Here is a 25511-nt window from a genome sequence, read left to right as displayed (position 1 = left end):
GCAAGTATACTTGAAAAAGTCAAACTCTTTCCAGTATTTATGTTCCACTTTAAGAAAGTATAAAGAATCTAAGGAAAAAAGTACGGCGGACACGAGGTCCTAGTATCGACACCCGGCACTTGACGTGACCGTACTTCGTAGATGAAAGCGCAACTAAGATAATCCTACACCTTTCAGGCTAGGCTTGCCAAGTTTTCTTTAAATTATTTGTATGTCCCCTTCAAATTACGATATACTACATATATGGCAGACATGGAATCTTACTAAAACAGAGGTGAATAAATTGAGCAGAAAAAAGGTATTTCTTGCAGCAGCAATTGGTATTGCAATTGGTTATATCGCACGTGAACAAGTAAATAATCAAATGAAGATCACTCCAGAAAAAGCATTGAATCATGCCAAAGAAATGTTCAAACGCCAAGGACCTATCAGCGGTTCCTGGATTTATATGAAACCAGAGGAATTAGAAAGAAACGGTCTGCTTTACGATGTCTATCGTGGCGGCGTAACCAGAAATATTGATGGCACGAACAAGCAATTTGATTTCTATGTAGATATAGAAACCGGTGCTGTTATTGATACAGAAGCAGCCGTTTAATACAATGCTTATCCAGAGCAGCTTCCTCCCCCGGAGGTAAGCTGCTCTGTTCCGTTCTTATCATCATAAGTCATCGTAAGAATAACGCAAACGCTCTACCTGATCTATTCTCTCTCCCGTTTCATCAAACTTTACCGCCCGGAAATAAGCATCATGATAAAAAGTAAACCAAGCACGCTCTTTATATCCCTGCTCCATCCAATATTCTTTTTGCAATACGGATTGAACTGGATAATCATCATACGCGAGCACCCATAGTTTATTTTGATGTGCGTGTGTCGGCATAATATCAGCCATATGTAAAAAGCTCTCCTTTTCATCCTGAAACCGGATAATAGCGTGTCCATCACTATGACCGCCAGTATGAATCATTGTCAGCCCGGGTAAGACCTCTATCTTTTCTTTAAAAGAATGGACTTGATCCACAATTGGCTTCCAATTTTTCTCCCAATAAGTATTTACAGAACGGATATTAGGATGCCGCATTTCTTCCCACTCCACCTGAGAAACATAAATTTTCGCATTTTTAAACACGGATTCATAGGCTTCCTCACCGGTTGGCTTTGTTAAACCATTTGCATGATCGTAATGAAGATGTGTCATTAATACAATATCTATATCATTTACAGTAAGCCCTAATTCCAATAATGATGCTTCTACCTTTGTCTCCTCCAATACTCCGAAATTCCTTCTCTGCTTATCAGATAATTTACGTGAGCCGATCCCTGAATCAATAAGTACATAGGAATCATCAAGCTCCACCAAAATGGGGTCTGTTCGCAGCTCAATTTGATTTTTATCATTATGCGGGTATTTTTTCTCCCATAAGGCTTTGGGAACCACACCAAACATCGAGCCTCCGTCCAGATGTGTAACCCCGCCATTTAACCAAGTAAGTTTCGCTCTGCCAATCTGTAATGTTTCCATCTTTATCCTCTCCTTTTTTCTCTAAGTTTAGCTCATCAAATACACTATTGCAATCGCTGTCAAAAATAGGTTATTATTCGCATCATAAATAATGTGGCAAATTTATGAACTATCTGCTATGATTGTTAACAAATTCACATTCTTTATATTGTGAATCTTATCACAAAAAATGGAGGCAGGCTTATGAAGGAAAAAAGTGCAGCACTGATTATCGGCATTATCATTCTTCTTGCTTTTATCACCCCTTTTACATTTCTCAGAGATGTTGAAAAATGGTATGGAAGCTTTCTTTTTTGGTTACTGGCGACTTCACTTGTAATCATCATTAACGTCATACTAACAAAAGATTGGAGCAGTGAAGAATGAATGTATCGCTTATTTGGTGGGGTTTAGGAATTTATATCATTATCGCGCTTGTTATCGCTTTTTTATCGCGGACCGGTAAACAGACGAATATGGGGGCTTATTTTCTAGGTGACCGTAAAATGGGCGGTTTTGTTTCTGCATTAAGCTACAGTGCTACGACATATAGTGCATTTATGTTAGTTGGTTTAGCAGGACTGACTTATCGCGGCGGTGTAGGAGCATTAGGTTTTGAATTGATTTATTTAATGGGTGTATCGCTAATTGCATTTTTTGGACCCCGTTTTTGGATTGTCGGGAAAAAATATGGTTATATTACACCGTCGCAAATGATTGGTGATCGTTATCAAAGTAAAGCTTCTGCTATTGCTATTGCAGTCAGTAATTGTATTTTTTTAATTCCTTATAGTGCTGTGCAGCTGGCTGGTGTAGGCTATCTACTACAAGGTGTATCTAACCAGCAAATTTCTTTCAGCACCGGGGTTATTATCGCTGTTGTTTTGGCACTCTTTTTTGCATACATAGCCGGGATACGTTCTGTTGCCTGGACAGATTCCTTACAATCACTGTTTATGATTATTGGTTCTACATTCGTTGTCCTTTTTTTAGTTCACGAGCTCGGTGGATTCACAGGATTCTTTCAGCAGCTGGAAACAAATCATCCGGAAATGCTGACAGTACCCGGGAATGGTTATTTCAGCTTCTTAACCTTTATCGGCTTAACCATACCATGGTTTTTCTTTAGTATTTCCAATCCGCAAGTGAGCCAGCGTTTATTTATGCCAGCTTCTTTAAAAAGCATGCGTCATATGCTGCTAGGTTTTATGATATTTGGTTTTATTTATACACTCGTTTCTATATTCTGGGGTTATTCTGCTTTCTTATTAGAACCCGGCTTAGACAATCCTGATCTGGCTACACCTGTTGTACTGACTTCAACAGCTATACCTCCTGTTTTAGCTGTTATCGTGATGATAGGTATTATTGCCGCAGCTGTTTCAACGATAGATTCTATTTTGCTTACACTATCATCGATGTTTGCAAAGGATGTGTATGGAAATATCCGCAAAGATACAACCGATCAGGTTCAGCTCAGGATCGGGAAATTTATTATCCCTGTTATTGCCCTGATGGCTTATTTATTTGCAGAATTGCAATTAGACTTAATTGCTGTCCTGTCTGTTGCTTCTTCTGCCGGTCTAATCGTCGTTGTCCCGACAATTATCGGTGCCTTCTTCTGGAAAAAAGGCACCGCAGCTGCTGTACTGGCAAGCACGATTATTCCCGGGGCTGTTGTTTTAATTTTAGAGTTGCTGCAAGCAAAGCCGTTTGGTCTGGCTTCCGGATTATGGGGGCTTGGTCTGGCTACCCTGTTATTTATCAGTGTCAGCTTGTTCACGAAAGCTCCTGAAGCAAAAGCAAATGAATTTATCGGCTACATTAAGAAAAACATTCATCGAAAACGAAGATAAACAGAATCAGCGTGCAGATACTTATCTGCACGCTGATTTATGTTAATGAAGAAAGCATTTGACGCTGCTGCTTCTTAAATAATTCCATCTGTTCTTCTATTTGTTTCTGTGTACCCTCCGGCATCTGCTCCTGCTTTCTTGCCAGCAGAGCCCGATAAGCATTTTCATACCTTCCGTACATGTAATAAAGATTTTCTAATTCATGATGAGATAAAAAACGGACCAATTCCGTACTCCCCCTTCTCTGTACATAGTATTACTACTATATGCATAAGAAGGGGTTTTTATACCTGCTTGCTGAGATAATATATTTTTCTCCAACATAAAAACAGAGCAGACTGTGTTATTACAATCTACCTGTTTTATATCTATGCTCTTCATTCTATCCTTCTGCATGCTTCTCTTTTTTACGAACATACTTTTCCAGCTTATCTAATTCATAGAAAAGCTCGACAATGCTATTCGCAACAGGAAAAACATAATGCCATTTTTCATAGTCGGTACCTTGCAATGCATCAATTAAATTATTAATCGTTACACTCATCGCCTGTTTTGTTTCTTTTTGCAAATCCCGATCAAGAACAATTCGATCTTCATACATGAGAAAAACATTCTCACTATAATTATTAATTTCACTGACCAGCTTTTTAATTAAGAATGACTTTCCCGAAGCCATTTCTTCAATTTGCTTTAAATTTTTTTCCAGCTCTACAATCAGTGTATGCTTTTTCCGTAATACCTGTATCATTTGTTTATAAATGACAATACTTCGGAAAAATGATCGGCGTTTACGAATAAAAAGTCTGTTTTTCTCGTCTGTAATAATATCAAAATAATCTCTTGCTTTATTAATTTGCTTCTCCACTTTTCTTTCTTCATCACGGATCTGCGGTACACTCATCGTATTGCTCGGAATCACACGCAGGAGAAAAAGCGTACTTCCGCTGGCTTCCTTAATCATTTGAAACAGTATTTTTTGGTGGTTCGGCGGATTAACTAGTACATTAACAATAAGTGCAGAAAGTACGCCAATTGCAACAAGCGATACCCGGGATAAAATGTACACAAAATTAATCTGATCCCCACCATGGCTTGCTACCATCATACTGACAATGGTTAAAACCGTTAAGCTTATTGTTTTCGTTAATCCCAGTTTTATATTAATCGCAATCGATAAAATGACTACTGCACCGACAGAAATGGGATGACTGCCAAGTAAAAACACCCCTAAAATGGCAAGTGTTGCCCCAACAGAATTTGCAATAACTACCTCTTTAATATAATTAAAAGATCGCATGATAGACGGCTGCATTGCTATTACAGCTGCAATTGCTGCGATAACAGCATATTCCATATCAAATATACCTGTTACTAACAAAGTTAAAGTTACTGCCAGCCCTGTTTTTAACATCCGGGGACCAATATTAAATTCCATTCATCTGCACCTCTCTAGCAGTAGTATACCAGCTTTCTTGCAAATGTGTCATTAGAAAGCAGAAAATTATTTTCCACTTATTTAAATATAATTCCTGTAATGATCATAGCTGAATCGATAAATATTTCACCTCAACATATTCATCGATGCCATGATGACCGCCTTCCCGGCCAAGACCGCTTTCTTTAAAACCGCCAAATGGGGCTTGTGCTGTTGATGGGGCTCCATCATTAATACCAATAATGCCATATTCTAGTTGTTCACTGACCTCGATCGCTGTCGTAAGATTTTCTGTAAAGACGTATGCAGCCAATCCAAACGGGGAATTATTTGCGCGTGCAACCGCCTCTTCCTTTGTCTGAAAAGTAGTAATTGGAGCCAGTGGCCCAAAGGTTTCTTCCTGCATACATACCATACTATCATTCACATTGGTTAAAATCGTCGGTGCAAAAAATAAGTCTTCATATGCTGTTTGATCACCGAGCAGCTTTTCTGCTCCTTTTTGGAGTGCATCTTCTATTTGCAGCTGTACTTTCTCAACAGCAGACCGATCAATTAAAGGGCCAATATCAACACCTTCTTCTAAGCCATTTCCGACTTTAAGCTGTGCCACTTTTTCTTTAAAAGCATTTACAAATTCCTGTTCAATGGATTCATGAACGTAAATCCGATTGGCACATACACAGGTTTGCCCGGCATTGCGATATTTAGACGCGACTGCTCCGCTCACTGCTTTTTCAATATCTGCATCCTCCATAACAATCAACGGCGCATGACCGCCAAGCTCCAAAGATAGTTTTTTCACCGTATCCGCCGATTTTTGCATCAGTAATTTCCCTACCTCAGTAGATCCCGTAAACGATATTTTTCGAACACGTGTATCCTCCATCCATGCATTACTAATTTCATCGGAGCTCCCTGTAACGATTTGCAGCACGTCTTCTGGAATTCCTGCTTCTACCGCAAGCTCTCTAAGACGAATGGCAGTTAAAGGTGTAGCGCTTGCTGGTTTTACTACTGCTGTACAGCCCGCTGCTAATGCTGGCGCCACCTTTCTGGTAATCATTGCTGCCGGAAAATTCCACGGCGTAATCGCTGCGATCACACCAACTGACTGTCGGGTGACAACAATCCGCTTATCCCTGGCAGTTGCAGGAATTGTTTCACCATAAAGTCTTTTCCCTTCTTCTGCATACCAGGCGATAAAACTATTGGCATACTGAATTTCACCTGTTGCTTCCTGCAAAGGCTTGCCCTGTTCCATGGTCATGATTTTCGCTAATTCTCTTTCATGCTTTTCCACAAGCACATGCCATTTATTTAACAAAACGCTTCTTTCATAGACAGATCGCTTCGACCAGTCTTGAAATGCTTGATATGCCTTATCAATCGCCTGTACCGCTTCCTTCTTCCCTCCTTTTAAGACGGTACCTGCTATCTCACCTGTTGCTGGATTCGTTACTTCAATAACTGCTTTATTTTTTGTCATCTGAACACCCTCCAACTTTCATGATATGCTTCACTCTACCCTCATTATACATTTTAAAATCATCCATTTCAGTTAATTTACATTAGAAATGCTTTAGAATGCACATAAAAACTCCTGAACAACATGCATTGTCCAGGAGTTTATTCTAATTATTTAACAACATAGCTGCGAATATGATCCTTCACACCCGCTAAACAAATTTTTGCCGGGTCCTCATCAATATTCAGCTGCTTTTCACTGCCGTCTGTTGGCAGTGCTTCTTCAAATACTTTTTCATATGCTGCTACCGAAATGCAATCTCTATTTTCAAACATCGCTTGATGCGCCTCTGTTTGCAGATGCTTTTTATAGTCAGGCTGAAGCTTGCCGGAGAAGAATTCACCCACAGCGCCGGAGCCATAGCTATACAAGCCGATCGTATCCCCTTCTTTTAATTCATCCTGATTCTCCAGTAATGAAATCAGGCTGAGATAAAGAGAACCTGTATAAATATTTCCTACATTACGATTGTATTTCGTACTGATTTGATAGTTATTTTTTAATCTTTCCTGTACTTCTTCAGGCGCATCTTCCATTACTGTGCGCAGCGCTTTCCAGCCCATTTTTGTGTATGGCAGGTGAAAAGCTATGGCGGCAAAGTCCTCCAGGCTTCTTCCTGTTTGCTCCACGTAGTCTTTCCATACTTTTTGGAAGAAAGCAATATACTGTTCATTGGAATATTTGCCATCCACAAAAGCTGTTGAAGAATATACTGGTCTCCAGAAGTCCATAATATCTTCTGTGTAGTACGTGCTTTCGCTTTCCAGCTCCAGCAATCTTGGCGAAGCACTTACTAAAATAGCAACTGCACCGGCTCCCTGTGTCGATTCTCCAGGCGTATTTAAACCGTAGCGGGCAATATCAGATGCCAAAATAAGTACCTTCTTGTCCGGATGCAGTGCAACATGTCCCTTTGCCATTTGTATTCCTGCTGTTGCGCCATAGCAGGCCTGTTTCATTTCTACAGAACGGGCCCGCGGATTCAAGCCTAATAATTGATGGACATAGACAGCAGCTGACTTGGAATGATCCACTCCTGATTCCGTTCCAAAAATGACTAAATCAATGGCGTCTTTATCTTCGCTGTCTAAGATTTGCTCCGCTGCATTAGCTGCTAAAGAAACAGGGTCCTGTGTAACTGGCGGAACAGCCATTTCGTCTTGCCCAAGACCAATGGTGAATTTCCCCGGGTCAATCCCCCGCTCTTTTGCTAAATCATTCATATCTACATACAGATGTGGTGTATAAAACCCCAGCTTATCAATTCCAATCTTCACGATGATTCCTACCCTTCTCCTCTTGCTATAATTGAGGCTGCTTTCAAAGCCCTGTACTTCCATCTGAAAATTCTTGTCGAAAAATACAATAATTAAATGATAATACAAGGGTTGTTTAAATAGCAAACATTATAGCTCTTTTTATCGCAGTGTAACTGGCTGTCAGACTTCTGCTCCAAGAATAAAGGAAGGTCAAAATTTCTAAGTGGAAGCCGGACAAGCCAGTAACGCTCGATTCGTTCGGGCCTGCAGGATTTTGATCATAAAGGCCTTGCGGCGCATACTTAGGCATTGTTCCCCTTGGGGACTGAATAAAGTTTCCCTTTATCTAAATACATGTTCAAGTTAAAATACAGCCTTCTTACTTCAAAACAATCTCTGTCTTACTGTGGCCCTCTTTTGTTTTTTGAACCTCGATTGCCACAGGGAAAACATCCTTGAGTTCTTGAACATGCGAAATAATACCAATCATTCTGCCGGATTGCTGCAGCTGAATTAATGTGTCAATTGCTTTACGTAAAGACTCTTCATCCAACGACCCAAAGCCTTCATCAATAAACATCGTTTGAATAACAATATTTCCTTGGAAGCTTTGGATGACATCGCTCATTCCTAACGCAAGACATAAAGAAGCGTGAAATTTCTCTCCACCGGATAATGTTTTTACATCTCTTGTCTGCCCTGTATATTGATCATAGACATCTAACCCTAAACCGCTCTGTTTCCCCCGCGCTTCCTGGCGGTCACTTCGGATCAGATAGAATTGACCATTGGAAAGATCGTTCAGGCGCAGATTCGCAGCCTCGATAATTTGATCCAGATATTCCATTTGCAAATACCGTTCAAAAGAAATCTTTTTAGGATTTTGCCCCCGCAACGTATCATATAAATCTGTTACAATCATTCTTTTCTTTTCCATATCCGCCGCTTGAAAATGAAGCTCCTGCAGCTGATTCATATAAAATGTCATATCTTTCTTTTCCTGCTGCAGCCGCTGAAGCTTTTCAAGGCTGGATGCTGCTTCCTGCTTCCAGCCCGTTAAGGCGGCTTCTATTTCAGAAACATCCTGCTTCGATTGTCCTTTTAGCTTCTTCTCCAGCTCTGAAATTTGTTGCTCTAATTGATAGCCCTGCTTTTCATAATCTGTGAGCTTCTGTTTAACAGATTGATAACTTGTTTCATCCCATTTTGCCTCTTGATACTCCTGCTCTGTAAAACCTGCTTGCTCCAATTTCGCTTCATAGCTTTTCTGCAAGCTGTCTATTTTCTGCTTCCATTTTGCTTGATTTTCTCTAAGATGATGCACATCAGCCGTCCACTTTGTAAATGCTTCATGCACTTTTTTATAGTTCTCCTGCACCTCCAGCCAGCGCTGTTCAAGCTGCTGTTTTTTTGTTTTTGAATGATTTATTTCAGCTTCTAATCGGGAAAGAATACGTAAGCTTTCGGGAATCTGCATCAATTGCTGCTGATAAACAGCTTCTTTACTTTGATAATCGGTTTGGAGCTGACTGACCAAGGTTTGTTTCTCACTTAATTCCTTTTCACTCTGCTTCTGCTCCTGACGTTGCTTTGTTAATTCTTTTTTGCACTCAGCCAGACGGGCTTTGGACTGCTTTAGGCGGTCCTCTTCCGCTTTTTTCTTTTTTCCTTCTGCAACAATTTCCTGATAACACTGTCCGGGATTGGAAACTTCCAGCTCATAATGTACGAGCTCACCTTCCAATCCGTTTCTTTCCGATTGATAAGCTTTTATAGTGGCTATTTGTTCCCGCCAGGCCGATTCTTGTTGCTCCATCAGTTTTTTTGCCTGTTCCAGCTCTTCTTTCGTAATCTCTGCTTCCTTCGTTGCTGCTGGTGACGGATGCTCCAAACTGCCACAGACCGGACAGGCCTCTCCAGCATGTAAATGTGCAGCCAATACATGCGCCTGATTAGCAAACCATGCTTGCTCTATCCTGTAATAAGCTTCTTTTTCCTGCAGATAAACTGCCTCTTTATGTTTAAGATTTGCTTCTTCCTGCTGTATTTGTGTTAATTTATCCTGATATTTCTTCAGCAGCATAACCTGCTCACGCAGAACTCTTAATTCTTCCCTCACTGCGTCCAGCTTGTCAGCATCCTTATCTAATACCTGCTCCTCTTTTTCTAAGTCCTCTATTTGTTTGCTTCGTGCTGCCCGGAGCTCTGTTAATCTCTCCAGCTGCTGCTTCCCTTGCGCTAACAGTCTGCCCAGCTTCTGAATCTCTTGTTTTTTACCTTCTAATTCCTTTACAACAGGTAAAAAACCTTCCAGGCGATTGACTTCTATCGAGATTTTATCTCGTTCACCTGCATTTTCCTGCTCCTTTTTAAAATCAGCTTCTGCCAGCTGCTTCTGCTTCTTTATTTTATCCTGCTGAGCTTCCAATTGCTGCAACGTTTTCCCTGCTTCTTGCAGCTCTTTATTTGCTTCATTTCGCTGCTGTTCATAAGGAATAATTAATTTCGCCTGTTCAGCAGCAGATAATCCTTTTTTCAAAGCAGCCATTTCTTGCGCTTGTTCTTTCCATACTGCCAGACTCCTCTGATATGTCTCTAATTCTGACAACTGCTCATTGATCTGCTTCACTTGAAACAATTGATTTTGCGTAAGCTCCTGCTGCTTGGTTGCTTCTTTATAAGAGGCATCTCCTTCTTTGATAGCTTCTGCATTCTTTTTCAGCTCTAATTCCAAAGCTTCTATAATCTGATGTGTATTGACATGTTCTCTATTTGCTAACTCAAGAACCGGAGAATCTTCCGGCAGATCCAAAGAGAAAATTTGCGTGCGCAGCTGCTCCATTCGACTGAGAATACGCTGATTTTCTGACTCCAGTCTTAATTTTCTCTCTCGAAGTAATTCATTCATGTATTTATAGTGCTCTGTTTTAAACAAGCGCCTCAAAATTTCTTCTTTATTTTCGGTCCCTGAAGTGAGCAGCTTACGAAATTCTCCCTGAGGAAGCATCACAATCTGCTTAAATTGATCCGGTGTCAATCCAATAATACCTTCTATTTTCTGATCAATTTCGCTGACCATCTGCCTGTCTACAGCTGGAACCTGTTCTGCTCCACGTATTTCGTAAAATTCACATTTATCTCCCGTTTTACTTTTATTTCCTTTTTTTACATGCCCTAATTGCCGGAAAATACGATATGTTTTATCCTGTATTTGAAAAATAAGCTCAGCAGAAGTATGCACATCTTCATCCGCAAAGTCACTGCGCAGCATACGCTGGTCTTCCCGATCAGATCCGCTCGCCCTTCCATATAAGGCAAAGGCTATTCCATCAAATAGCGTCGTCTTCCCAGCACCTGTTTTTCCGGAAATCACAAACAGTGTATTCCCTTGAAGCTCAGAAAAATCAATGATTTCTTTTTCTTTATAAGGTCCAAAAGCATGTAAAGTTAATCGTACCGGCTGCATTCTCTTCTCACCTGCTCTTATCTGGATGCTTTCCGTTCATTGGCTGCATCCTGTATTTCTTGAAATAGTTCTTTCATGATCCCGTTCATTTCTTTGGAAGCTTCCTTTTCCGTTACTTCCTGATAAAATGTATCAAATAATTCCATTTCACTTAAACTCGTTTTGGGAGCTTGCTTTTCTTTATCATCATTTATCACTGTTGCTGTCCTGACCCTCTCCACGTGCATAGCATTCGGGAAAATAGAACGTACCTTTTCCATTGGAGACAGAATCGGTAATTCATCAAGCAGCCGTACAAATACATAGTCTTCACTTCGGGGCTGCTTATAAATATCCTCCATTTTCATTTTTAAAGAACGGATGTCCCGTTTAGGAATAAGGCTTTTTTTCTCTACCTGAACCTCCCCCTTATCATCCAGTTCCACTACTAAATATCCCTTTTGATGATGCTCCTCAGATAGGGAATATTTCAATATAGACCCGGAGTAACGGATTTTTTCATCCAGGACATGGTGAGCCTGATGAAGATGCCCCAGAGCTGTGTAATGAAAATCTTTAAATAGATGTGCATCGACATGCTCTGCTCCGCCAATGGATAATGGACGTTCTGAATCACTCGTATTCTCTTCTGTCTCACCAAAAGGCGTTACGAAAGCATGTCCCACATAAACATGGCGTGCCTTTTTATCCATATTTTCCTTGATGCGATTAACCAGAAAAGCATTCGCATCCTGATGATTACGGATATCTTCTTGAAATAAGGCTTTTACCACGCTTGGATCTGTGTAAGGAACAAGATGAAAATGCACTTCACCAAATGCATCCGAAAGTATAACCGGCTTTACATTTTCGGATAGCTGCCCGATAATATGATATCCTTTTTCCCCCATTAAACGACTGCCAAAATGAAGCCTGCCTGGACTGTCGTGATTGCCGGCAATCGCCAGAACGGGTATCCCAAGCCGATTAATCATTCGATCCAGTGTTTTATCTAATAAATCAACTGCTTCTACAGGAGGGACAGCACGATCATATAAATCTCCTGCAATAATAACAGCATCTGGACTTTCTTTTTCTACCATCTTGACAAATTGATCGAGAATAAATGCCTGATCCTCCGTCATATAGACGCCTTGGACCAGCTTTCCTAAATGCCAATCTGCTGTATGAATGAATTTCATTTTGAACCCTCCCGATAAAGAAAACTTCCTTTCATGTAATTCGGATATTTCTTCTGCTTTGATAAGGTTATTTTTTCTGTCTGACAAAGCTTGATCGCCTCTGGCTGCAATGTACTGTTGTCATAGTAAACCTTCTTTTTCTATCAAATAACTATATGGTATATCAAAAAATATATATCGCTCCTGGGACAAAGGATAAGCATATGTTCTAATCAGCTCTGAACGTTCAATGTCTGTGTATAAATCCGATAAAATTCCCTTTTTCTCGATATTCATCCGCATGATATTTTCGAAAAAATACGGTCGCCAGCTCCAGTTTTTATGTCTTCCTTCTTCAATCACTATCCAATTTCCCTGACTGTCCTTTTCAATATTTACAGACACTTGCAGTCCGACACTATTGCAAATATAAATTCGAAAAACGAATTCCTCACAGCCCTCCGCAAGCTTTAGCAGCCACGTATCATCATTGGTTTTTTTCGTATGGGAAAGAAGTCTGTCAATCGTCCCGTGAACAGCATCTAATAATTCAAACTGCGCTTTTGCTTTCTTCTGCTCATACGTTACAAATTCTCTAAAATACTCGGTTAATTTATTTTTACAGTAATCTTCTGCAATAAAATCCTGCTGTGGATAAGTCAGAAAGCTGCCCTGATAGTACTCACCCCCGCTTTGCCAGGCAAAGTTCAATTGTTTATAGGAGCGTATTCCTTTAAATAATAAGGATGCACCTATTTTTCTGGATAACATCGATACACCAAAATAAACATCCTTGTACAATTGCGGCAGCAAATCATCCTTCAAAAATGACGTGTCTACTTTGATAAAGGAAGGATGCAGGATGGCTAATTGATTCAAACTCCCATTCGGATTAGCCAGTTCAATACTGATTTTAACTCCCAAAGCCTTTAAATATTTTATAATATGTCCGAGCTGGTCTGTGTTATTTGGCAGGCACGTATCTTTGATTTCCAGAATAATTTGATTCAAGTCTAATCCTTTCTCCTGATAATCGTGTACTAGATTAATAAATGTCTCTCCGTTATCACGGACGAGTAACTCCGCATCATAATACAGGGAAAGATCCCCTGGAAAATGCTCTTGTAATTTTTTCTCAATCGCTTTCTGATGAATGTACTGATTTACCTCCAGCCGGAATTCATCTGGAATCTCTGTATCATCGAAGAGCCAATCTAAACGCTGCTCTTTATTATTTTCATCTGAAAAATAAGCAATTACTTCATAGCCGCTTACCAGCTGCTTATCCGCACGAACAATCGGTTTATAATAAGGAAGTAATTGATCTAAATCTATCAAAATATCTAATGGATCCATGCTGACTCCCCCTTGTTTTCATTATAGCATATTCCATTTTATGCTTATTTGATTTACATTTTTAATCATTGATACGGTCTCCCAATAAAGGGAATCTACATTGAGCTAGGGGATTTTTTCCCCCAGTAAATAATCATACCACAGGAGCATGTACTTAAAGATATGACCAAAATCAACCTCCTAAAGCCTCTTAAATCAACCGGGCAGTTATTGGCTGTTAAATTCTCACTTAGAAATGGCAGGTTATTTATTTCTTGATGTTGACGTATTACAGCCGGTGGCACTGTGATAAACTACATCGAAACTTCAATATAATGTAAAAAACCTTATTACTACCATTCCCTATTCTTGTCAAGTCTTTTTCGACATTATTCGACAATATTCAAAAATATGTAGAAGTTTTCATGAACATTTTGTGAAGTGTTTTTCAATCTCTTGTAATTTCCTTACATCAGTATTAATATTATCTCTGCTACAAGCAAAATGAATTAATTGTGTGTTCAAATTTTGAACAACCTCTTAATAACAGTAAATTATCTAATATACAACCAAGGGAAGGGGTATCAACATGAAGTTAAAGTGGGCCTATTTAGCGTTTTTAACAGGTATTGCCGGTTTTCTGGCAGGCTGTGAACCATTACTTGTACTTGATCCAAAAGGTCCTCAGGCAGATACAACTGCAAATGTGATTTGGATATCAATTATTACAATGGCCGTTATTGTCATTGTTGTCTTAGTAATGCTGACCGTTATTTTATTAAAATATAGAGCATCAAAGCAAGATCCCGACTATGAACCTCCTCATATTGAAGGTAATAAATATGTAGAAGGAATTATTGTCGGTATTCCAATTATTATTGTTGCTTTTCTATCCGTTGTTTCTACTATTTCCACGCATCAAGTAGAAAATCCTCCAGCAGGATACGAAGAAGACGAGCCGCTCGTTATCTATGCGTCATCGTCTAACTGGAAATGGCATTTCAGCTATCCGGAGCAGGATATTGAAACAGTGAACTATGTTTTCATTCCAACAAATCAAAACATTGAATTTCGTTTATATTCTCATGGAACAATTACAAGCTTCTGGATTCCGCAGCTTGCCGGACAAAAATACGCAATGGCCGATATGACTAACTATCTTAATGTGGTAGCAGACGAGCCTGGAGAATACTTTGGAAGAAACTCTAACTTTAATGGAGAAGGCTTTGCAGAAAATGAATTTGCTGTAACTGCTATGCCGCCAAGTGAATTTGATTCATGGGTGGAAGATATTCATAATACCGCTGAGCCAATAACAGAAGAAAAATTTGAAGAATTATTAGAGCCTGGACATTTAGGTCAAATGGCATTTACTGGTACACACCAAGCATTCCAGCCTGCACCTGAAGGAGAAAACAGCCCACATAATCACGGACCATCCGATTCAGAGGATGACGGCGGGCATCATCATTAATCAATTGTTTTTTTGAGGATATTCAAAAAAACTTTAGCGAATGCACTTATTCTTAAAGTGCCTAAACATTTTCTAAGCTCTAGAAAGGAGTATCATCAACATGGATTTTTTAGATAGATTTTCGATTCCACCTCATGATGATCCAATGCTTTATGCATCCATTGTTGCGATTGGACTTGTAAGCATTGCGATTGTTGCAGGTGTTACCTATTTCAAGAAATGGGGATACCTTTGGAATGAGTGGTTAACCACAGTTGATCACAAACGTATTGGAATCATGTATATTATTTCAGCATTGCTCATGCTCTTCAGAGGTGGCGCAGATGCTGTTATGATGCGATTACAAACGGCTGTTCCTGAAAATTCATTTTTAAATGCACAGCATTACAATGAAGTCTTTACAACACACGGTGTTGTGATGATTATTTTTATGGCAATGGCATTTATTATTGGAATGATGAACTTTGTTGTTCCTTTACAGATTGGGGCAAGAGACGTTGCTTTTCCTCGTCTGAATGCACTTAGCTTCTGGCTATATTTCGCCGGAGCGATGTTATTCAATATTTCCTTCGTTGTCGGAGGATCTCCTGATGCTGGTTGGACAAACTATTACCCATTGGCAGGAACAGAATTCAGTGAACATGTCGGGGTCAACTACTACAACTGGGCGTTGCAAATTTCCGGGACCGGAACACTGATGACAGGAATTAACTTTATCGTTACAATTATGAAAATGCGTGCACCTGGTATGAAATTAATGAAAATGCCTATGTTTACCTGGTCTGCATTGATTACAAACCTGATTATCGTATTCGCATTTCCAGTTTTAACGATTGCTTTATTATTAGGAACATTTGACCGTCAATTTTTTACCAACTTCTTTACAACAACAGATGGCGGTATGGATATGATGTGGGCGAATCTGTTCTGGATTTGGGGACATCCTGAGGTATATATTTTAATCCTGCCTGCATTCGGAATTTACTCGCAGATTATCGCTACATTCTCTGAGCGTAATTTATATGGTTATAAATCAATGGTTGCATCCATGGTTATTATTTCTTTACTGTCCTTCCTTGTATGGGTTCACCACTTCTTTACAATGGGACAGGGAGCTGTTACAAATAGTATTTTCTCCATTACGACAATGGCGATCGCTGTACCAACGGGAATTAAGATATTCAACTGGCTCCTGACGATGTGGAAAGGAAAGATACGATTTACAACGCCAATGATGTACTCTGTAGCCTTTATTCCACTCTTTACAATTGGCGGGGTAACTGGTGTGATGCTTGCCATGGCAAGTGCAGATTATCAATATCACAACACGATGTTCTTAGTAGCACACTTCCATAACGTTATTATTCCTGGTGTTGTATTTGCGATGATTGCCGGACTTATTTATTACTGGCCAAAAATGTTTGGCTTTATGCTGAACGAGCGCATTGGCAAATATGCATTCTGGAATATCGTGATCGGTTTCTGCCTAGCCTTCTTCCCAATGTATATTACCGGGTTGAATGGTCAAGCGAGAAGAATGTACACTTACTCGGAAGCAACTGGGTTTGGTCCATTAAGCATGTTATCCTTTATCGGTGCATTATTACTTGCAGTCGGATTTGTTTTGATTGTTTATAACGTTTACTACAGTTTCCGCTATGCACCGCGAAATGTCGGGGATGACCCTTGGAATGCACGTTCTCTTGAGTGGGCAACACATAACCCTGTTCCTGAGTATAACTTTGCGATCACACCAACTGTTCAGTCAGAAGAAGCATTTTGGGATTATAAAAAGAATGGTTACAAGCTGTTTAACGGAGAGATAAAGGACATTCACATGCCTAATAACAGTGGCTGGTCCATTATTTTTGCCGGTATCTTCTTTGTATTTGCCTTTTTCTTTGTCTTCCATGTATGGGCTGGAGTGATCATTGCCTTCCTTGGAATTATCGGCTGTATGATTTACCGTTCCTTTGAAAAAGACGATGGGCATCATATTCACAAAGAAGAAATCGAAGAAACCGAAAAGAAATTTGGAGGTGCTGAATAATGAAGCAAGATTCTAACTTACCTCTTGAATATAGCACCGAAACGAATGAAATGAACATCTTAGGATTTTGGATATTCCTAGGTGCGGAAATTATGCTGTTTGCGACATTATTTACAACCTACTTCGTTTATGTGGATCGTGGTGTTGGCAGCGGACCGGCTGGTTCGGAGATTTTTGAAATAACACCTGTCCTGATAGAAACCATTTTACTGCTGACAAGTAGCTTCACCATAGGTTTGGCTGTTCATGCTATGCGTATTAACCGGGTGAAAGCAATGATCGGCTTTATGATTGTTACATTACTGCTAGGTGCTGCATTTATCAGTGTGGAAGTATATGAATTTATTCATTACTATCATGTCGGTGCAACGTTGCAAACCAGCGGTTTTACAGCTATCCTTTTAACAACACTTGGAACACATGGAGCCCACGTAACACTTGGCTTATTCTGGGGTATCATGATTATTATTCAAATTTGCCGCAATGGATTAAATGCACGAACGGCGAATAAATCATTTATATTCTCATTATACTGGCACTTCCTTGATGTTATGTGGATCTTCATTTTCAGCTTTATTTACTTGAAGGGAATGATGTAGCATGAGAGAGCTTTTTCCAATGAAGCAGGTTAATGGATATATCTTTTCACTACTCCTGACTGTTATTGCATTAAGTGTTTATTTCTTTGACATGTCCTATGCCATGGGTTTAACGATTCTCGTGGTTACAGCATTTATTCAAGCGGGAGTTCAGTTAGTTGTCTTCATGCACGCAGGAGAAAGTAAAGATAAGAATGCGATTTATGTCAATACCATCTATGGGGTAGTAATCGCTGTTCTTACTGTTTTAGGTTCTTTACTTGCAATGATATGGGGATATTATTAAAGAGAAGCATTTTATACTTCGAAAAGCTCAAGCAGTTTTCATACTGCCTGAGCTTTTTTATCGTGTTTTAAAGGTTAGGTATGCGTATGCTGCCTGTTTTCCTCGATAAAAGATTCTTCTGTTGCAACAAGGAACAATCCCATAATAAAGATAAATGTCCCTCCCATTGCAAAACCAATTCCGATAGCTGTCACAAGTGGTAAAGCGCTTACAAGGTATCCATATATAAACAAGATTGCACCAATTGTAATTAACGTCCCACAAATTAGAGACAAGCCTTTTAATAATTTTTGATTAATTTTCATGTATCTCATCTCCTTTAATTATAGTATGCTCCTTGTTCAATAATTTGTCAATAACTTTGTGTCAATTTATTGAACATGCTATTTTACTCTTGACCTGTGACTTTTGGTTTATTTTCTCTGCACTGCTACAATATTCATGGAATTTCACCCGAAAACACATTATACTTAAAGTTACTCGATACATATAAGGAGGACAAAGATGAAGAAGAAATTATTATCTATAGGTTTTGCGCTGATACTTATGATTGGTCTTTTACCTTCCCAGGCATTTGCAGTTGATGCAGACGATCCTCAGCTAGAAGCCTTTTTAGAGTCTATTGATTGGGAATTAGAAGATTATGAGGATTACTTAGCAGAATTTGACTTTGAATTAGCTGATTTCGAAGATCCGGCTTATCTTGGTACACCGCTTACCGATGAAGGCTTAGAGGACATTTATGAGACATATGATTTAACGTACGATGAATTAAATGACCTCTTGCATGAAGAAGAAGGCTTTCTGGAAGAAGGCGAAGAATTTCCAGATAGTTTTTGGTATATGTTCATTGAAGATATTGAGTTAAGCTTAGAATTGATTACAAATGACTCTCTTGCAACGGATGATGAAATTTCCGATGAAAGCTTAGAAGAGCTCGCTCAAGCCTATGACTTTGGCTCGATTGAGGAATTGGAAGAGCTTTTTAATAATTATGGAGATTCCATCAATAATTACACAATGCTTTTTGAAGTAGAAAGCGCAGTGGAAGTCTATACAACTTTGGGAGACAGCTCTGAACTGGACGATGATTTATCGGAAGAAGATGAGGGCGACCTGTGGGGCAGTGAGGAAGACTTATGGGAAGAAGACAATCCTTGGGACAGCAGCACCGATTTAACTGCCGAACTATTCAATACTTCCATTTTATCAGATGAGCCTATTGTAGATATTTATGCAATGATTTCTGTTATGCTTCTGGAATCCTTATTAGATTTGCAATAATCTATTTTAGTTGTATGGTATGGGGATAGGAAAATCAGAATAAAGTGAAACTTCATTCAGCAGGGTTCTGAATGAGACTGGAACCGGGACTACGATTACTTGCCCCATCAAAACCGCTTAGCTGAACCAATCAGGCAGTTACTGGCTGTTAGATTTCCCGCTTAGAAATGACACTGTTCCTTATTTCCGGCAGCGGGAATCTTACAGCCAGCTACACCGCGAGAAATAACCTGGTTTTCCTGTCTCCATATTTTCTTTATGTGTATCCGTGTTTATAAGGAAATTTCAGGCAAAGCTTCTTTTCCCGAGTAATTCTCTTATTTCCATCAAATCGTATTCTTCTTCCATCTTTTCTTTTATAAATATTAAAACCTCAATAGCTTCAATTTCAAAATATGTTATCTGATCAATGGTTTTCATTGGAATATATGCTTTAAAAGCATCCAGCCACTCCCAAATTTTATAAATTGGCGCTTGAATAACTTTACTCATCCCTAATAAACTAATAACATACATCTTTATTTCACCGACCTTATATTTTCTAAAGCTTATTATACTCAGTAAATACATTTAAGGTGTGGAATAAATAAGTAAATCAAATAACAAAGAGGATACATATTTACCGTGCATGTTCCCCTTCCAAAGGTGTATGATTTAATCTTTTCGGCTTTTAATGATAAAGTAGTAAAGTTAGCATAAAATGTATGATAAATGATTGAAAAAAGAAGGGATATAGATTATGTTTGAGTTTTTTCAAAATCTCAGTCCTGTCATGCAAGCATTAGCAGCAACACTTTTCACGTGGGGAATGACTGCGCTTGGGGCGGCGATTGTATTTGCAACAAAAACAGTACATCAAAAATTGTTGGATAGTATGTTAGGCTTTGCCGGGGGTGTAATGATTGCAGCCAGCTACTGGTCATTACTTGGACCATCTATTGAAGCGTCTACTGATAATGCGATTGGTCCCTGGTTTCCTGCGGTAGTCGGTTTTCTGCTGGGAGGCGGATTTTTATGGGTTATTGATAAAATTCTCCCCCACCTTCATCCAAATACCGAAAAGAAGCATGCGGAAGGACTCGCTCCTGCCAGAAGAAAACGCAGTACCTTACTGGTGCTCGCTATTACCATTCACAATATTCCTGAAGGACTCGCTGTCGGGATTGCCTTTGGAGCATTAGCAAATCACAGTACAGAAGCTGCTTTAGCCGGAGCCGTTACCCTTGCTCTTGGAATAGGAATTCAAAACTTTCCTGAAGGGGTTGCCGTTGCAATGCCATTACGCGGAGAAGGAATGTCCCGCAGAAGAAGCTTTATGTATGGACAATTTTCAGGATTCGTGGAGCCTATTGCCGCAGTTATCGGGGCATTAGCTGTTGCTCACATTGAACCGCTGCTTCCTTATGCGTTGAGCTTTGCAGCAGGAGCGATGATTTTTGTTGTTGCGGAAGAGGTTATCCCAAGCTCGCAGGAAAATGGCAATAGAGATTTAGCAACCATCAGCCTGATGATTGGCTTTGCACTGATGATGGTGCTTGATGTTGCGTTGGGATAAAATCTCGAAAATAAATTTATCTAACCAAAAAGGGATGTCTTGATACTGTATTTCGGTCTCAGACATCCCTTTTTGTTGTTTATTTAAAATAATCCTCTATCACCGTCTTGGCAATTCCCTGATCCAACTCCTCAAATGTCTCATATTGAATCGTTTCATACAGCTCTTTTCTCGTTTGCATATCCTCTAAACCATTTTTCTGTGTGCCTTCATCTCGAATCATTCCAAACACACGCTCATACGCTTTGGCAGCAACTCGCAGGGAGGTTACCGGGTAAATCACCATATCATAGCCTAAATCTTCAAATTCCTGCGCCGTTAAATAAGGTGTTTTCCCAAATTCTGTCATATTCGCTAATAACGGAGCATTGATTGCTTTGGCAATAGCTTGAAACTCTTCATTATTTTGCAGTGCTTCCGGGAAAATCGCATCCGCTCCAGCTTCTACATATCCTTTTGCACGATCAATAGCACTCTCCAGCCCTTCCACTGCTCTGGCATCTGTTCTTGCTACAATATAAAGTGTTGGAGCTACCTGTTTAATAGCAGCTATCTTTTGCATCATTTCCTCTTTGGTAACAATGTTCTTCCCATTCAAATGCCCGCATTTTTTAGGCAGCTGCTGATCCTCGAGCTGAACTGCAGCGACATTTGCTTCTATCATTTCCCTGGCTGTCCGTACAACATTTAATACACCGCCAAAGCCTGTATCAATGTCTACAAGTAATGGCAAATTTGTCGCCCTGACAATTTCCTTTGCCCGGTCTGCCACTTCTTCTGAGGTGACAATCCCTAAATCAGGCAATCCCTTACTTGCTGTATAAGCGGCTCCCGATAAATACAGCGACTGAAATCCTGCTTGTTTTGCCACTAATCCTGCCATTGCATCATGTGCTCCAGGAATCTGTAAAATCCCCTTTTCTGCTGCCATTTTCCGAAATTTCCCGGCTAATTCATGCTGTGGTATTGGGCTGTCTACAATCCAAGCCATTTTTCCTCACCCTTCTAATTTAAAAATAATTCTATAAAATCTGTTATTGGCATTTGTTTTATCTTATCATAATCGACACTTTGCCTCCTAATGCGATCTGATTGCTTTTCTGTAAACTGTGTTGCTAAATTCGCTTGGTATTTCTGAATGATTTGCGGGATTGCTTCCTCTCTTCGGAACCGATGTCCTAAAGGATATTCGCATGCCACTAAGTCTGTTGACGTACCATCCGTAAAATGTACCTGCACAGCATTTGCAATCGAGCGTTTGTCAGGATCTAAATATTCTTCCGTATAACGCTTATTCTCTGTGACTGTCATTTTATCACGAAGCTCATCAATACGCGGATCTTTTGCCACATCATCCTCATAATCCTCTGCAACAATATTTCCTTTTAATAATCCGATCGCTGTAATGTATTGTAAACAATGATCCCTGTCTGCCGGATTATGAAGCGGGCCTTTTTTATCAATGATACGAATTGCTGATTCGTGTGTTGAGATCGTAATCTCTTTAATTTCATCAATACGGTCAATCAGTTCCGGATGTAATTGGATTGCTGCTTCTGCTGCTGTTTGCGCATGAAATTCTGCCGGATAGGAAACCTTAAATAATACATTTTCCATCACATAGCTATCAAGCGGTCTGCTTAATATCAGTTCCTTCTCTTTGAAAAGAACATCCTGAAATCCCCATCCGTCTGCACTCAAAGCAGTCTGATAGCCCATTTCTCCTTTTATCGCCATTAATGCGAGACGAACTGCACGGCTCGTTGCATCACCTGCTGCCCATGATTTTCTGGAACCGGTATTCGGAAAATGCCTGTACGTACGTAAACTGGAATTATCAATCCAGGCATTCGATAATGCATTGATTATCTCTTCTCTCCCGCCGCCCAGCATTTTCGTAACAACGGCTGCTGTTGCAATTTTAACATATAATACATGGTCGAGCCCAACACGGTTCAAGCTGTTTTCCAAAGCAAGAATACCTTGAATTTCATGCGCTTTAATGGACATTTCTAAAATATCTTCCACAGTTAATGGAGCTTCTCCTTTTTGCTGCCGCAGCTGACTTACATAATCGGCAACAGCTAAAATACCTCCTAAATTATCAGAAGGGTGCCCCCATTCTGCTGCCAGCCATGTATCGTTATAATCTAACCAGCGTATCATTGTGCCAATATTAAATGCTCCCTGCACTGGATCCAGGACATGAGATGTTCCAGGAACCCTAACCCCATTTGGAACGACAGTGCCAGGTACAATAGGACCTAACAGCTTTGTACACTCCGGATAATTTAGGGCAAGTATACCACATCCAATCGTGTCTATTAACACATGATGTGCAGTTTTATAAGCTTCTTCGCTCGTGATTTCTTTATTTAATACGTAATCGGCAATCTCTTCTAAAAGTTGATCTGTCTGGTTTGTTTTTACAGATACCATCTATTATTCCTCCCCATTAATAGCTTTTTCCTGTATAATCTACTCTCGGTCTAAAAATACGGTTATTATCATGCTGTTCGATGATATGTGACGTGAGTCCGGCAGTTCTGGCACTGAAGAAAATCGGTGTGTAAAGCGGTATTGGTATCCCGAGCTTCCAATAAACAGGCGCTGCATAATAGTCCAGATTAGGATACAGCCCTTTTTCTTCCCGCATCATTTCTTCGCCAGCTTCACACATCTCTAACAGTGTATAATCATTATCTCTTGCACAAAGCTTGCGTAATGCTTCCTTTGTAATCGTTGCCCGCGGGTCCATCTTCCTCATATACACACGGTGGCCGAAACCCATGATTTTTTCCTTGTTTTGCAGCTTGTGGCGAATCAAAGCTTTAAATGCATCTACAGAATCCACTTCTAAAAGCATATACATAACCGCTTCATTTGCTCCGCCGTGTAAGTGGCCTTTTAAGGATGAGATCGCTCCTGTTAAGGCTCCATACATATCTGAGTTAGTAGAAGCAATCACACGTGAGGCAAAGGTTGAATTAGGCATTTCATGCTCACTGTAGAGTAATAACAGCTGATCAAAAATCTCCACCTCTAAATCAGATGGCTTTTTCCCTGTAATCATATATAGAAAATTAGCACTGTAGCTGAGGTTTTTATCCGGACTGACAATTTCTTTCCCTGCCGTAGCAAAATAGCTGTTTACCGTGATGAAAGGCAGCTGTCCCAACAGCTTGTAAGCACGCAGTTTATTTTCCTGATGAGAACGGTTTTCGAGCTCCGGGTCATATCCGGCTAATAACGAAATAGCTGTACGCATCCCGTCCATCGGATGCATTCCTTTCGGTAAAAGCTTAAATAAAGGCAGTACAGCTTCAGGCAGGCTGCAGAAGTTTTTGATTTTGTCCTCCAGACTTTTCTTTTCTTCATGACTGGGAAGGCATCCTTCCAGTAATAAATGAACAACATCAAAATACGTTTTATCTTTGGCTAATTCAATTAAGTCTTCGCCACGGATAACGATTTTTTCCCGATCGACATCTAAAAAAGATATTTCTGTTTTCGCTGCAATAACACCATCTAAACCAGGAACAAAACCTTCACTTGTATGCATTATTTCTCCTCCTTAAAATGAAAGCGTAATCACTTAACTTCTTACATAGATAAAAGCAAACTATTTTGAAGGGAAAATCTTAGGCTGTTCTTTTTTGCTTAATTACAAATACAAACTTCTCTTATATACAGTATAACCTTGAATAGAAAATTAGAAAAATATATAATTTTAATAAATAACAATAGATTTTTTCTATATCTAAAATACAGGAGGTTGACCTTTGAATTTACAAGACTGGAAAATGCTTGCCACACTTTATGAAACAGAAAATATTACACTGGCAGCGCATCGGCTATTTTTATCGCAGCCTACATTAACTACAAGAATTCAAAAGCTCGAAAATCATTATGGTGTCCCGCTTATTTTAAGAAAGCGGCGTGGAATTATGTTTACTCCAGAGGGAGAAGAACTGGCACAGCATGCGAAGAGAATGCTGCTAAAGCAGCGTCAAATAGAGGAAAAGCTCAGCAATATGCAGGAAGAAGTGAAAGGGATATTGCGGGTAGGTGTTTCTAATTTCTTTGCAGCAAATAAAATGCCAAAGCTCCTGCAGCTGTTTAAAGAAAAATATCCAGATGTAGAATGTCAGGTTGTCACGGGCTGGAGCAGCGACATGCATCGTCTTTTATTAAATCATGATGTACATATCAGCTTTATTAAAGGGAATTATGCCTGGAAGGAAAAGAAAGCGCTGTTATATGAGGAGGAAATCTGTGTCGCCTCACCCTGGGATTTCACCTGGGAGGAACTTCCCAAGCTTCCAAGAGTAGACTATTATACAGATGAACATATGCGTCTGTTATTAGATGACTGGTGGTATCAGCATTACATCGAACATCCTAATATCACCATCCATGTCAATCAAGTGGAGACCTGTAAAGAAATGGTCGTTCACGGACTGGGTTATGCAATTGTTGCTAATCTGGTTGTCCGCCCGCACCCTGAGTTATTTATTAAACCTATTTCAGATGCATCTGGTGAACTTTTAAAAAGACAAACCTGGATGTACTATCAGGAAGATAGCTTGCAAATGAACATCGTCCGCGCATTTGTGGATTTTGTGCAAACATTAGATGTCAAAGCTTTATAAGCATAGGTTCAAAAAGGAGCAATGTTTTTTTGGTGGGACGAGTAATCCCAGCCCCAGTCCCATCGGAA

23 protein-coding genes are annotated in these 25511 nt (G+C 39.8%); 10 read left to right on the top strand and 13 right to left on the bottom strand.

Going from position 1 to position 25511, the window contains the following annotated elements:
• The first annotated feature begins 283 nt into the window (after nucleotides 1-283).
• Nucleotides 284-598: a PepSY domain-containing protein gene (locus FLK20_RS14250; protein ID WP_152657266.1), complete on the top strand. Its 315-nt coding sequence runs from the start codon at nucleotides 284-286 to the stop codon at nucleotides 596-598.
• A gap of 63 nt (nucleotides 599-661) precedes the next feature.
• Here FLK20_RS14250 and FLK20_RS14245 read toward each other — a convergent pair whose 3' ends face one another.
• On the bottom strand, nucleotides 662-1525 hold the full coding sequence (locus tag FLK20_RS14245) for a YtnP family quorum-quenching lactonase (protein ID WP_152657265.1): 864 nt from the start codon (nucleotides 1523-1525) through the stop codon (nucleotides 662-664).
• Nucleotides 1526-1708: 183 nt separating this feature from the next.
• Between FLK20_RS14245 and FLK20_RS14240 the strand changes: the two genes are divergently transcribed.
• Entirely contained in the window at nucleotides 1709-1891 is a 183-nt protein-coding gene (locus tag FLK20_RS14240; protein ID WP_152657264.1) for a hypothetical protein, read from the top strand.
• The gene (locus tag FLK20_RS14235) at nucleotides 1888-3360 is read left to right on the top strand and encodes a sodium:solute symporter family protein (RefSeq protein ID WP_152657263.1); all 1473 of its coding nucleotides are present in this window, start codon (nucleotides 1888-1890) and stop codon (nucleotides 3358-3360) included. The genes FLK20_RS14240 and FLK20_RS14235 overlap by 4 nt, the downstream gene beginning before the upstream one ends.
• 37 nt (nucleotides 3361-3397) lie before the next feature.
• Here the strand turns inward: FLK20_RS14235 and FLK20_RS14230 are convergent, their stop codons facing one another.
• The 7 genes from FLK20_RS14230 to FLK20_RS14200 all read right to left on the bottom strand — a co-directional run bounded on the left by FLK20_RS14230 (nucleotide 3398) and on the right by FLK20_RS14200 (nucleotide 13564).
• Entirely contained in the window at nucleotides 3398-3586 is a 189-nt protein-coding gene (locus tag FLK20_RS14230; RefSeq protein WP_152657262.1) for a hypothetical protein, read from the bottom strand.
• 156 nt (nucleotides 3587-3742) lie between these two features.
• Entirely contained in the window at nucleotides 3743-4795 is a 1053-nt protein-coding gene (locus tag FLK20_RS14225) for an FUSC family protein (protein WP_152657261.1), read from the bottom strand.
• Between the two features lie 103 nt (nucleotides 4796-4898).
• Nucleotides 4899-6284 carry an NAD-dependent succinate-semialdehyde dehydrogenase gene (locus tag FLK20_RS14220; RefSeq protein ID WP_152657260.1) on the bottom strand — a complete coding sequence of 462 codons (1386 nt, stop codon included), beginning with the start codon at nucleotides 6282-6284 and terminating at the stop codon, nucleotides 4899-4901.
• A gap of 149 nt (nucleotides 6285-6433) precedes the next feature.
• Complete coding sequence (locus tag FLK20_RS14215) at nucleotides 6434-7600, bottom strand: hydroxymethylglutaryl-CoA synthase (protein ID WP_152657259.1); 1167 nt, start codon at nucleotides 7598-7600, stop codon at nucleotides 6434-6436.
• Between the two features lie 361 nt (nucleotides 7601-7961).
• Nucleotides 7962-11048 carry an AAA family ATPase gene (locus FLK20_RS14210; protein ID WP_152657258.1) on the bottom strand — a complete coding sequence of 1029 codons (3087 nt, stop codon included), beginning with the start codon at nucleotides 11046-11048 and terminating at the stop codon, nucleotides 7962-7964.
• Nucleotides 11049-11065: 17 nt separating this feature from the next.
• On the bottom strand, nucleotides 11066-12229 hold the full coding sequence (locus tag FLK20_RS14205) for an exonuclease SbcCD subunit D (protein ID WP_152657257.1): 1164 nt from the start codon (nucleotides 12227-12229) through the stop codon (nucleotides 11066-11068).
• Nucleotides 12230-12349: 120 nt separating this feature from the next.
• Nucleotides 12350-13564: an EAL domain-containing protein gene (locus tag FLK20_RS14200; protein WP_152657256.1), complete on the bottom strand. Its 1215-nt coding sequence runs from the start codon at nucleotides 13562-13564 to the stop codon at nucleotides 12350-12352.
• 568 nt (nucleotides 13565-14132) lie between these two features.
• Here FLK20_RS14200 and qoxA point away from each other — a divergent pair.
• From qoxA to qoxD, 4 genes are all read left to right on the top strand, one after another.
• Entirely contained in the window at nucleotides 14133-15017 is an 885-nt protein-coding gene (gene qoxA, locus FLK20_RS14195; RefSeq protein ID WP_152657255.1) for a cytochrome aa3 quinol oxidase subunit II, read from the top strand.
• A 100-nt stretch (nucleotides 15018-15117) separates the two neighbouring features.
• A complete protein-coding gene (gene qoxB, locus FLK20_RS14190; protein ID WP_152657254.1) occupies nucleotides 15118-17067 on the top strand; it encodes a cytochrome aa3 quinol oxidase subunit I in 1950 nt (649 codons plus the stop codon).
• Nucleotides 17067-17666 (top strand): cytochrome aa3 quinol oxidase subunit III, encoded by a 600-nt coding sequence (gene qoxC, locus FLK20_RS14185; RefSeq protein WP_152657253.1) that lies wholly within the window; start codon nucleotides 17067-17069, stop codon nucleotides 17664-17666. Before qoxB ends, qoxC begins: the two co-directional genes overlap by 1 nt.
• Nucleotide 17667: 1 nt before the next feature.
• Nucleotides 17668-17952 (top strand): cytochrome aa3 quinol oxidase subunit IV, encoded by a 285-nt coding sequence (gene qoxD, locus FLK20_RS14180; protein WP_152657252.1) that lies wholly within the window; start codon nucleotides 17668-17670, stop codon nucleotides 17950-17952.
• A gap of 74 nt (nucleotides 17953-18026) precedes the next feature.
• On the opposite strand, the gene FLK20_RS14175 is transcribed toward qoxD, so the two are convergent.
• Nucleotides 18027-18257, bottom strand: coding sequence for a hypothetical protein (locus FLK20_RS14175; protein ID WP_152657251.1), 231 nt, complete (start codon nucleotides 18255-18257; stop codon nucleotides 18027-18029).
• Nucleotides 18258-18456: 199 nt separating this feature from the next.
• Here FLK20_RS14175 and FLK20_RS14170 point away from each other — a divergent pair, with 199 nt between their 5' ends.
• Nucleotides 18457-19236, top strand: a complete 780-nt coding sequence (locus FLK20_RS14170) for a processed acidic surface protein (protein ID WP_152657250.1) — start codon at nucleotides 18457-18459, stop codon at nucleotides 19234-19236.
• Nucleotides 19237-19521: 285 nt separating this feature from the next.
• On the opposite strand, the gene FLK20_RS14165 is transcribed toward FLK20_RS14170, so the two are convergent.
• Nucleotides 19522-19752, bottom strand: coding sequence for a hypothetical protein (locus FLK20_RS14165; RefSeq protein ID WP_152657249.1), 231 nt, complete (start codon nucleotides 19750-19752; stop codon nucleotides 19522-19524).
• Between the two features lie 223 nt (nucleotides 19753-19975).
• On the opposite strand from FLK20_RS14165, the gene FLK20_RS14160 reads away from it, so the two are divergent.
• Nucleotides 19976-20791: a ZIP family metal transporter gene (locus FLK20_RS14160; protein ID WP_152657248.1), complete on the top strand. Its 816-nt coding sequence runs from the start codon at nucleotides 19976-19978 to the stop codon at nucleotides 20789-20791.
• A gap of 79 nt (nucleotides 20792-20870) precedes the next feature.
• Here the strand turns inward: FLK20_RS14160 and prpB are convergent, their stop codons facing one another.
• Genes prpB through mmgD form a run of 3 tightly spaced genes read right to left on the bottom strand, consistent with a single transcriptional unit; the run spans nucleotide 20871 to nucleotide 24353 of the window.
• Nucleotides 20871-21782, bottom strand: a complete 912-nt coding sequence (gene prpB, locus FLK20_RS14155; RefSeq protein ID WP_152657247.1) for a methylisocitrate lyase — start codon at nucleotides 21780-21782, stop codon at nucleotides 20871-20873.
• A gap of 14 nt (nucleotides 21783-21796) precedes the next feature.
• Nucleotides 21797-23230: a bifunctional 2-methylcitrate dehydratase/aconitate hydratase gene (locus FLK20_RS14150; RefSeq protein WP_152657246.1), complete on the bottom strand. Its 1434-nt coding sequence runs from the start codon at nucleotides 23228-23230 to the stop codon at nucleotides 21797-21799.
• Between the two features lie 16 nt (nucleotides 23231-23246).
• A complete protein-coding gene (gene mmgD / locus FLK20_RS14145) occupies nucleotides 23247-24353 on the bottom strand; it encodes a citrate synthase (protein WP_152657245.1) in 1107 nt (368 codons plus the stop codon).
• A gap of 220 nt (nucleotides 24354-24573) precedes the next feature.
• Between mmgD and FLK20_RS14140 the strand changes: the two genes are divergently transcribed.
• Nucleotides 24574-25443 (top strand): LysR family transcriptional regulator, encoded by an 870-nt coding sequence (locus FLK20_RS14140; RefSeq protein ID WP_152657244.1) that lies wholly within the window; start codon nucleotides 24574-24576, stop codon nucleotides 25441-25443.
• Nucleotides 25444-25511 lie beyond the last annotated feature (68 nt).

Origin of the sequence: Oceanobacillus sp. CFH 90083 (assembly GCF_009389585.1) — a bacterium.
GTDB lineage: Bacteria > Bacillota > Bacilli > Bacillales > Amphibacillaceae > Oceanobacillus.
Note: the sequence above shows the minus strand (reverse complement) of the source record. Positions and strands in the feature narration are given on the sequence as shown.

What these genes read in the sequence shown, in the direction of transcription:
- FLK20_RS14245 (WP_152657265.1), bottom strand. Translation starts at nt 1,525, where the DNA reads ATGGAAACATTACAGATTGGCAGAGCGAAACTTACTTGGTTAAATGGC.
- FLK20_RS14240 (WP_152657264.1), top strand. Translation starts at nt 1,709, where the DNA reads ATGAAGGAAAAAAGTGCAGCACTGATTATCGGCATTATCATTCTTCTT.
- FLK20_RS14235 (WP_152657263.1), top strand. Translation starts at nt 1,888, where the DNA reads ATGAATGTATCGCTTATTTGGTGGGGTTTAGGAATTTATATCATTATC.
- FLK20_RS14225 (WP_152657261.1), bottom strand. Translation starts at nt 4,795, where the DNA reads ATGGAATTTAATATTGGTCCCCGGATGTTAAAAACAGGGCTGGCAGTA.
- FLK20_RS14220 (WP_152657260.1), bottom strand. Translation starts at nt 6,284, where the DNA reads ATGACAAAAAATAAAGCAGTTATTGAAGTAACGAATCCAGCAACAGGT.
- FLK20_RS14210 (WP_152657258.1), bottom strand. Translation starts at nt 11,048, where the DNA reads ATGCAGCCGGTACGATTAACTTTACATGCTTTTGGACCTTATAAAGAA.
- FLK20_RS14205 (WP_152657257.1), bottom strand. Translation starts at nt 12,229, where the DNA reads ATGAAATTCATTCATACAGCAGATTGGCATTTAGGAAAGCTGGTCCAA.
- FLK20_RS14200 (WP_152657256.1), bottom strand. Translation starts at nt 13,564, where the DNA reads ATGGATCCATTAGATATTTTGATAGATTTAGATCAATTACTTCCTTAT.
- qoxA (WP_152657255.1), top strand. Translation starts at nt 14,133, where the DNA reads ATGAAGTTAAAGTGGGCCTATTTAGCGTTTTTAACAGGTATTGCCGGT.
- qoxB (WP_152657254.1), top strand. Translation starts at nt 15,118, where the DNA reads ATGGATTTTTTAGATAGATTTTCGATTCCACCTCATGATGATCCAATG.
- qoxC (WP_152657253.1), top strand. Translation starts at nt 17,067, where the DNA reads ATGAAGCAAGATTCTAACTTACCTCTTGAATATAGCACCGAAACGAAT.
- qoxD (WP_152657252.1), top strand. Translation starts at nt 17,668, where the DNA reads ATGAGAGAGCTTTTTCCAATGAAGCAGGTTAATGGATATATCTTTTCA.
- FLK20_RS14175 (WP_152657251.1), bottom strand. Translation starts at nt 18,257, where the DNA reads ATGAAAATTAATCAAAAATTATTAAAAGGCTTGTCTCTAATTTGTGGG.
- FLK20_RS14170 (WP_152657250.1), top strand. Translation starts at nt 18,457, where the DNA reads ATGAAGAAGAAATTATTATCTATAGGTTTTGCGCTGATACTTATGATT.
- FLK20_RS14165 (WP_152657249.1), bottom strand. Translation starts at nt 19,752, where the DNA reads ATGTATGTTATTAGTTTATTAGGGATGAGTAAAGTTATTCAAGCGCCA.
- FLK20_RS14160 (WP_152657248.1), top strand. Translation starts at nt 19,976, where the DNA reads ATGTTTGAGTTTTTTCAAAATCTCAGTCCTGTCATGCAAGCATTAGCA.
- prpB (WP_152657247.1), bottom strand. Translation starts at nt 21,782, where the DNA reads ATGGCTTGGATTGTAGACAGCCCAATACCACAGCATGAATTAGCCGGG.
- FLK20_RS14150 (WP_152657246.1), bottom strand. Translation starts at nt 23,230, where the DNA reads ATGGTATCTGTAAAAACAAACCAGACAGATCAACTTTTAGAAGAGATT.
- mmgD (WP_152657245.1), bottom strand. Translation starts at nt 24,353, where the DNA reads ATGCATACAAGTGAAGGTTTTGTTCCTGGTTTAGATGGTGTTATTGCA.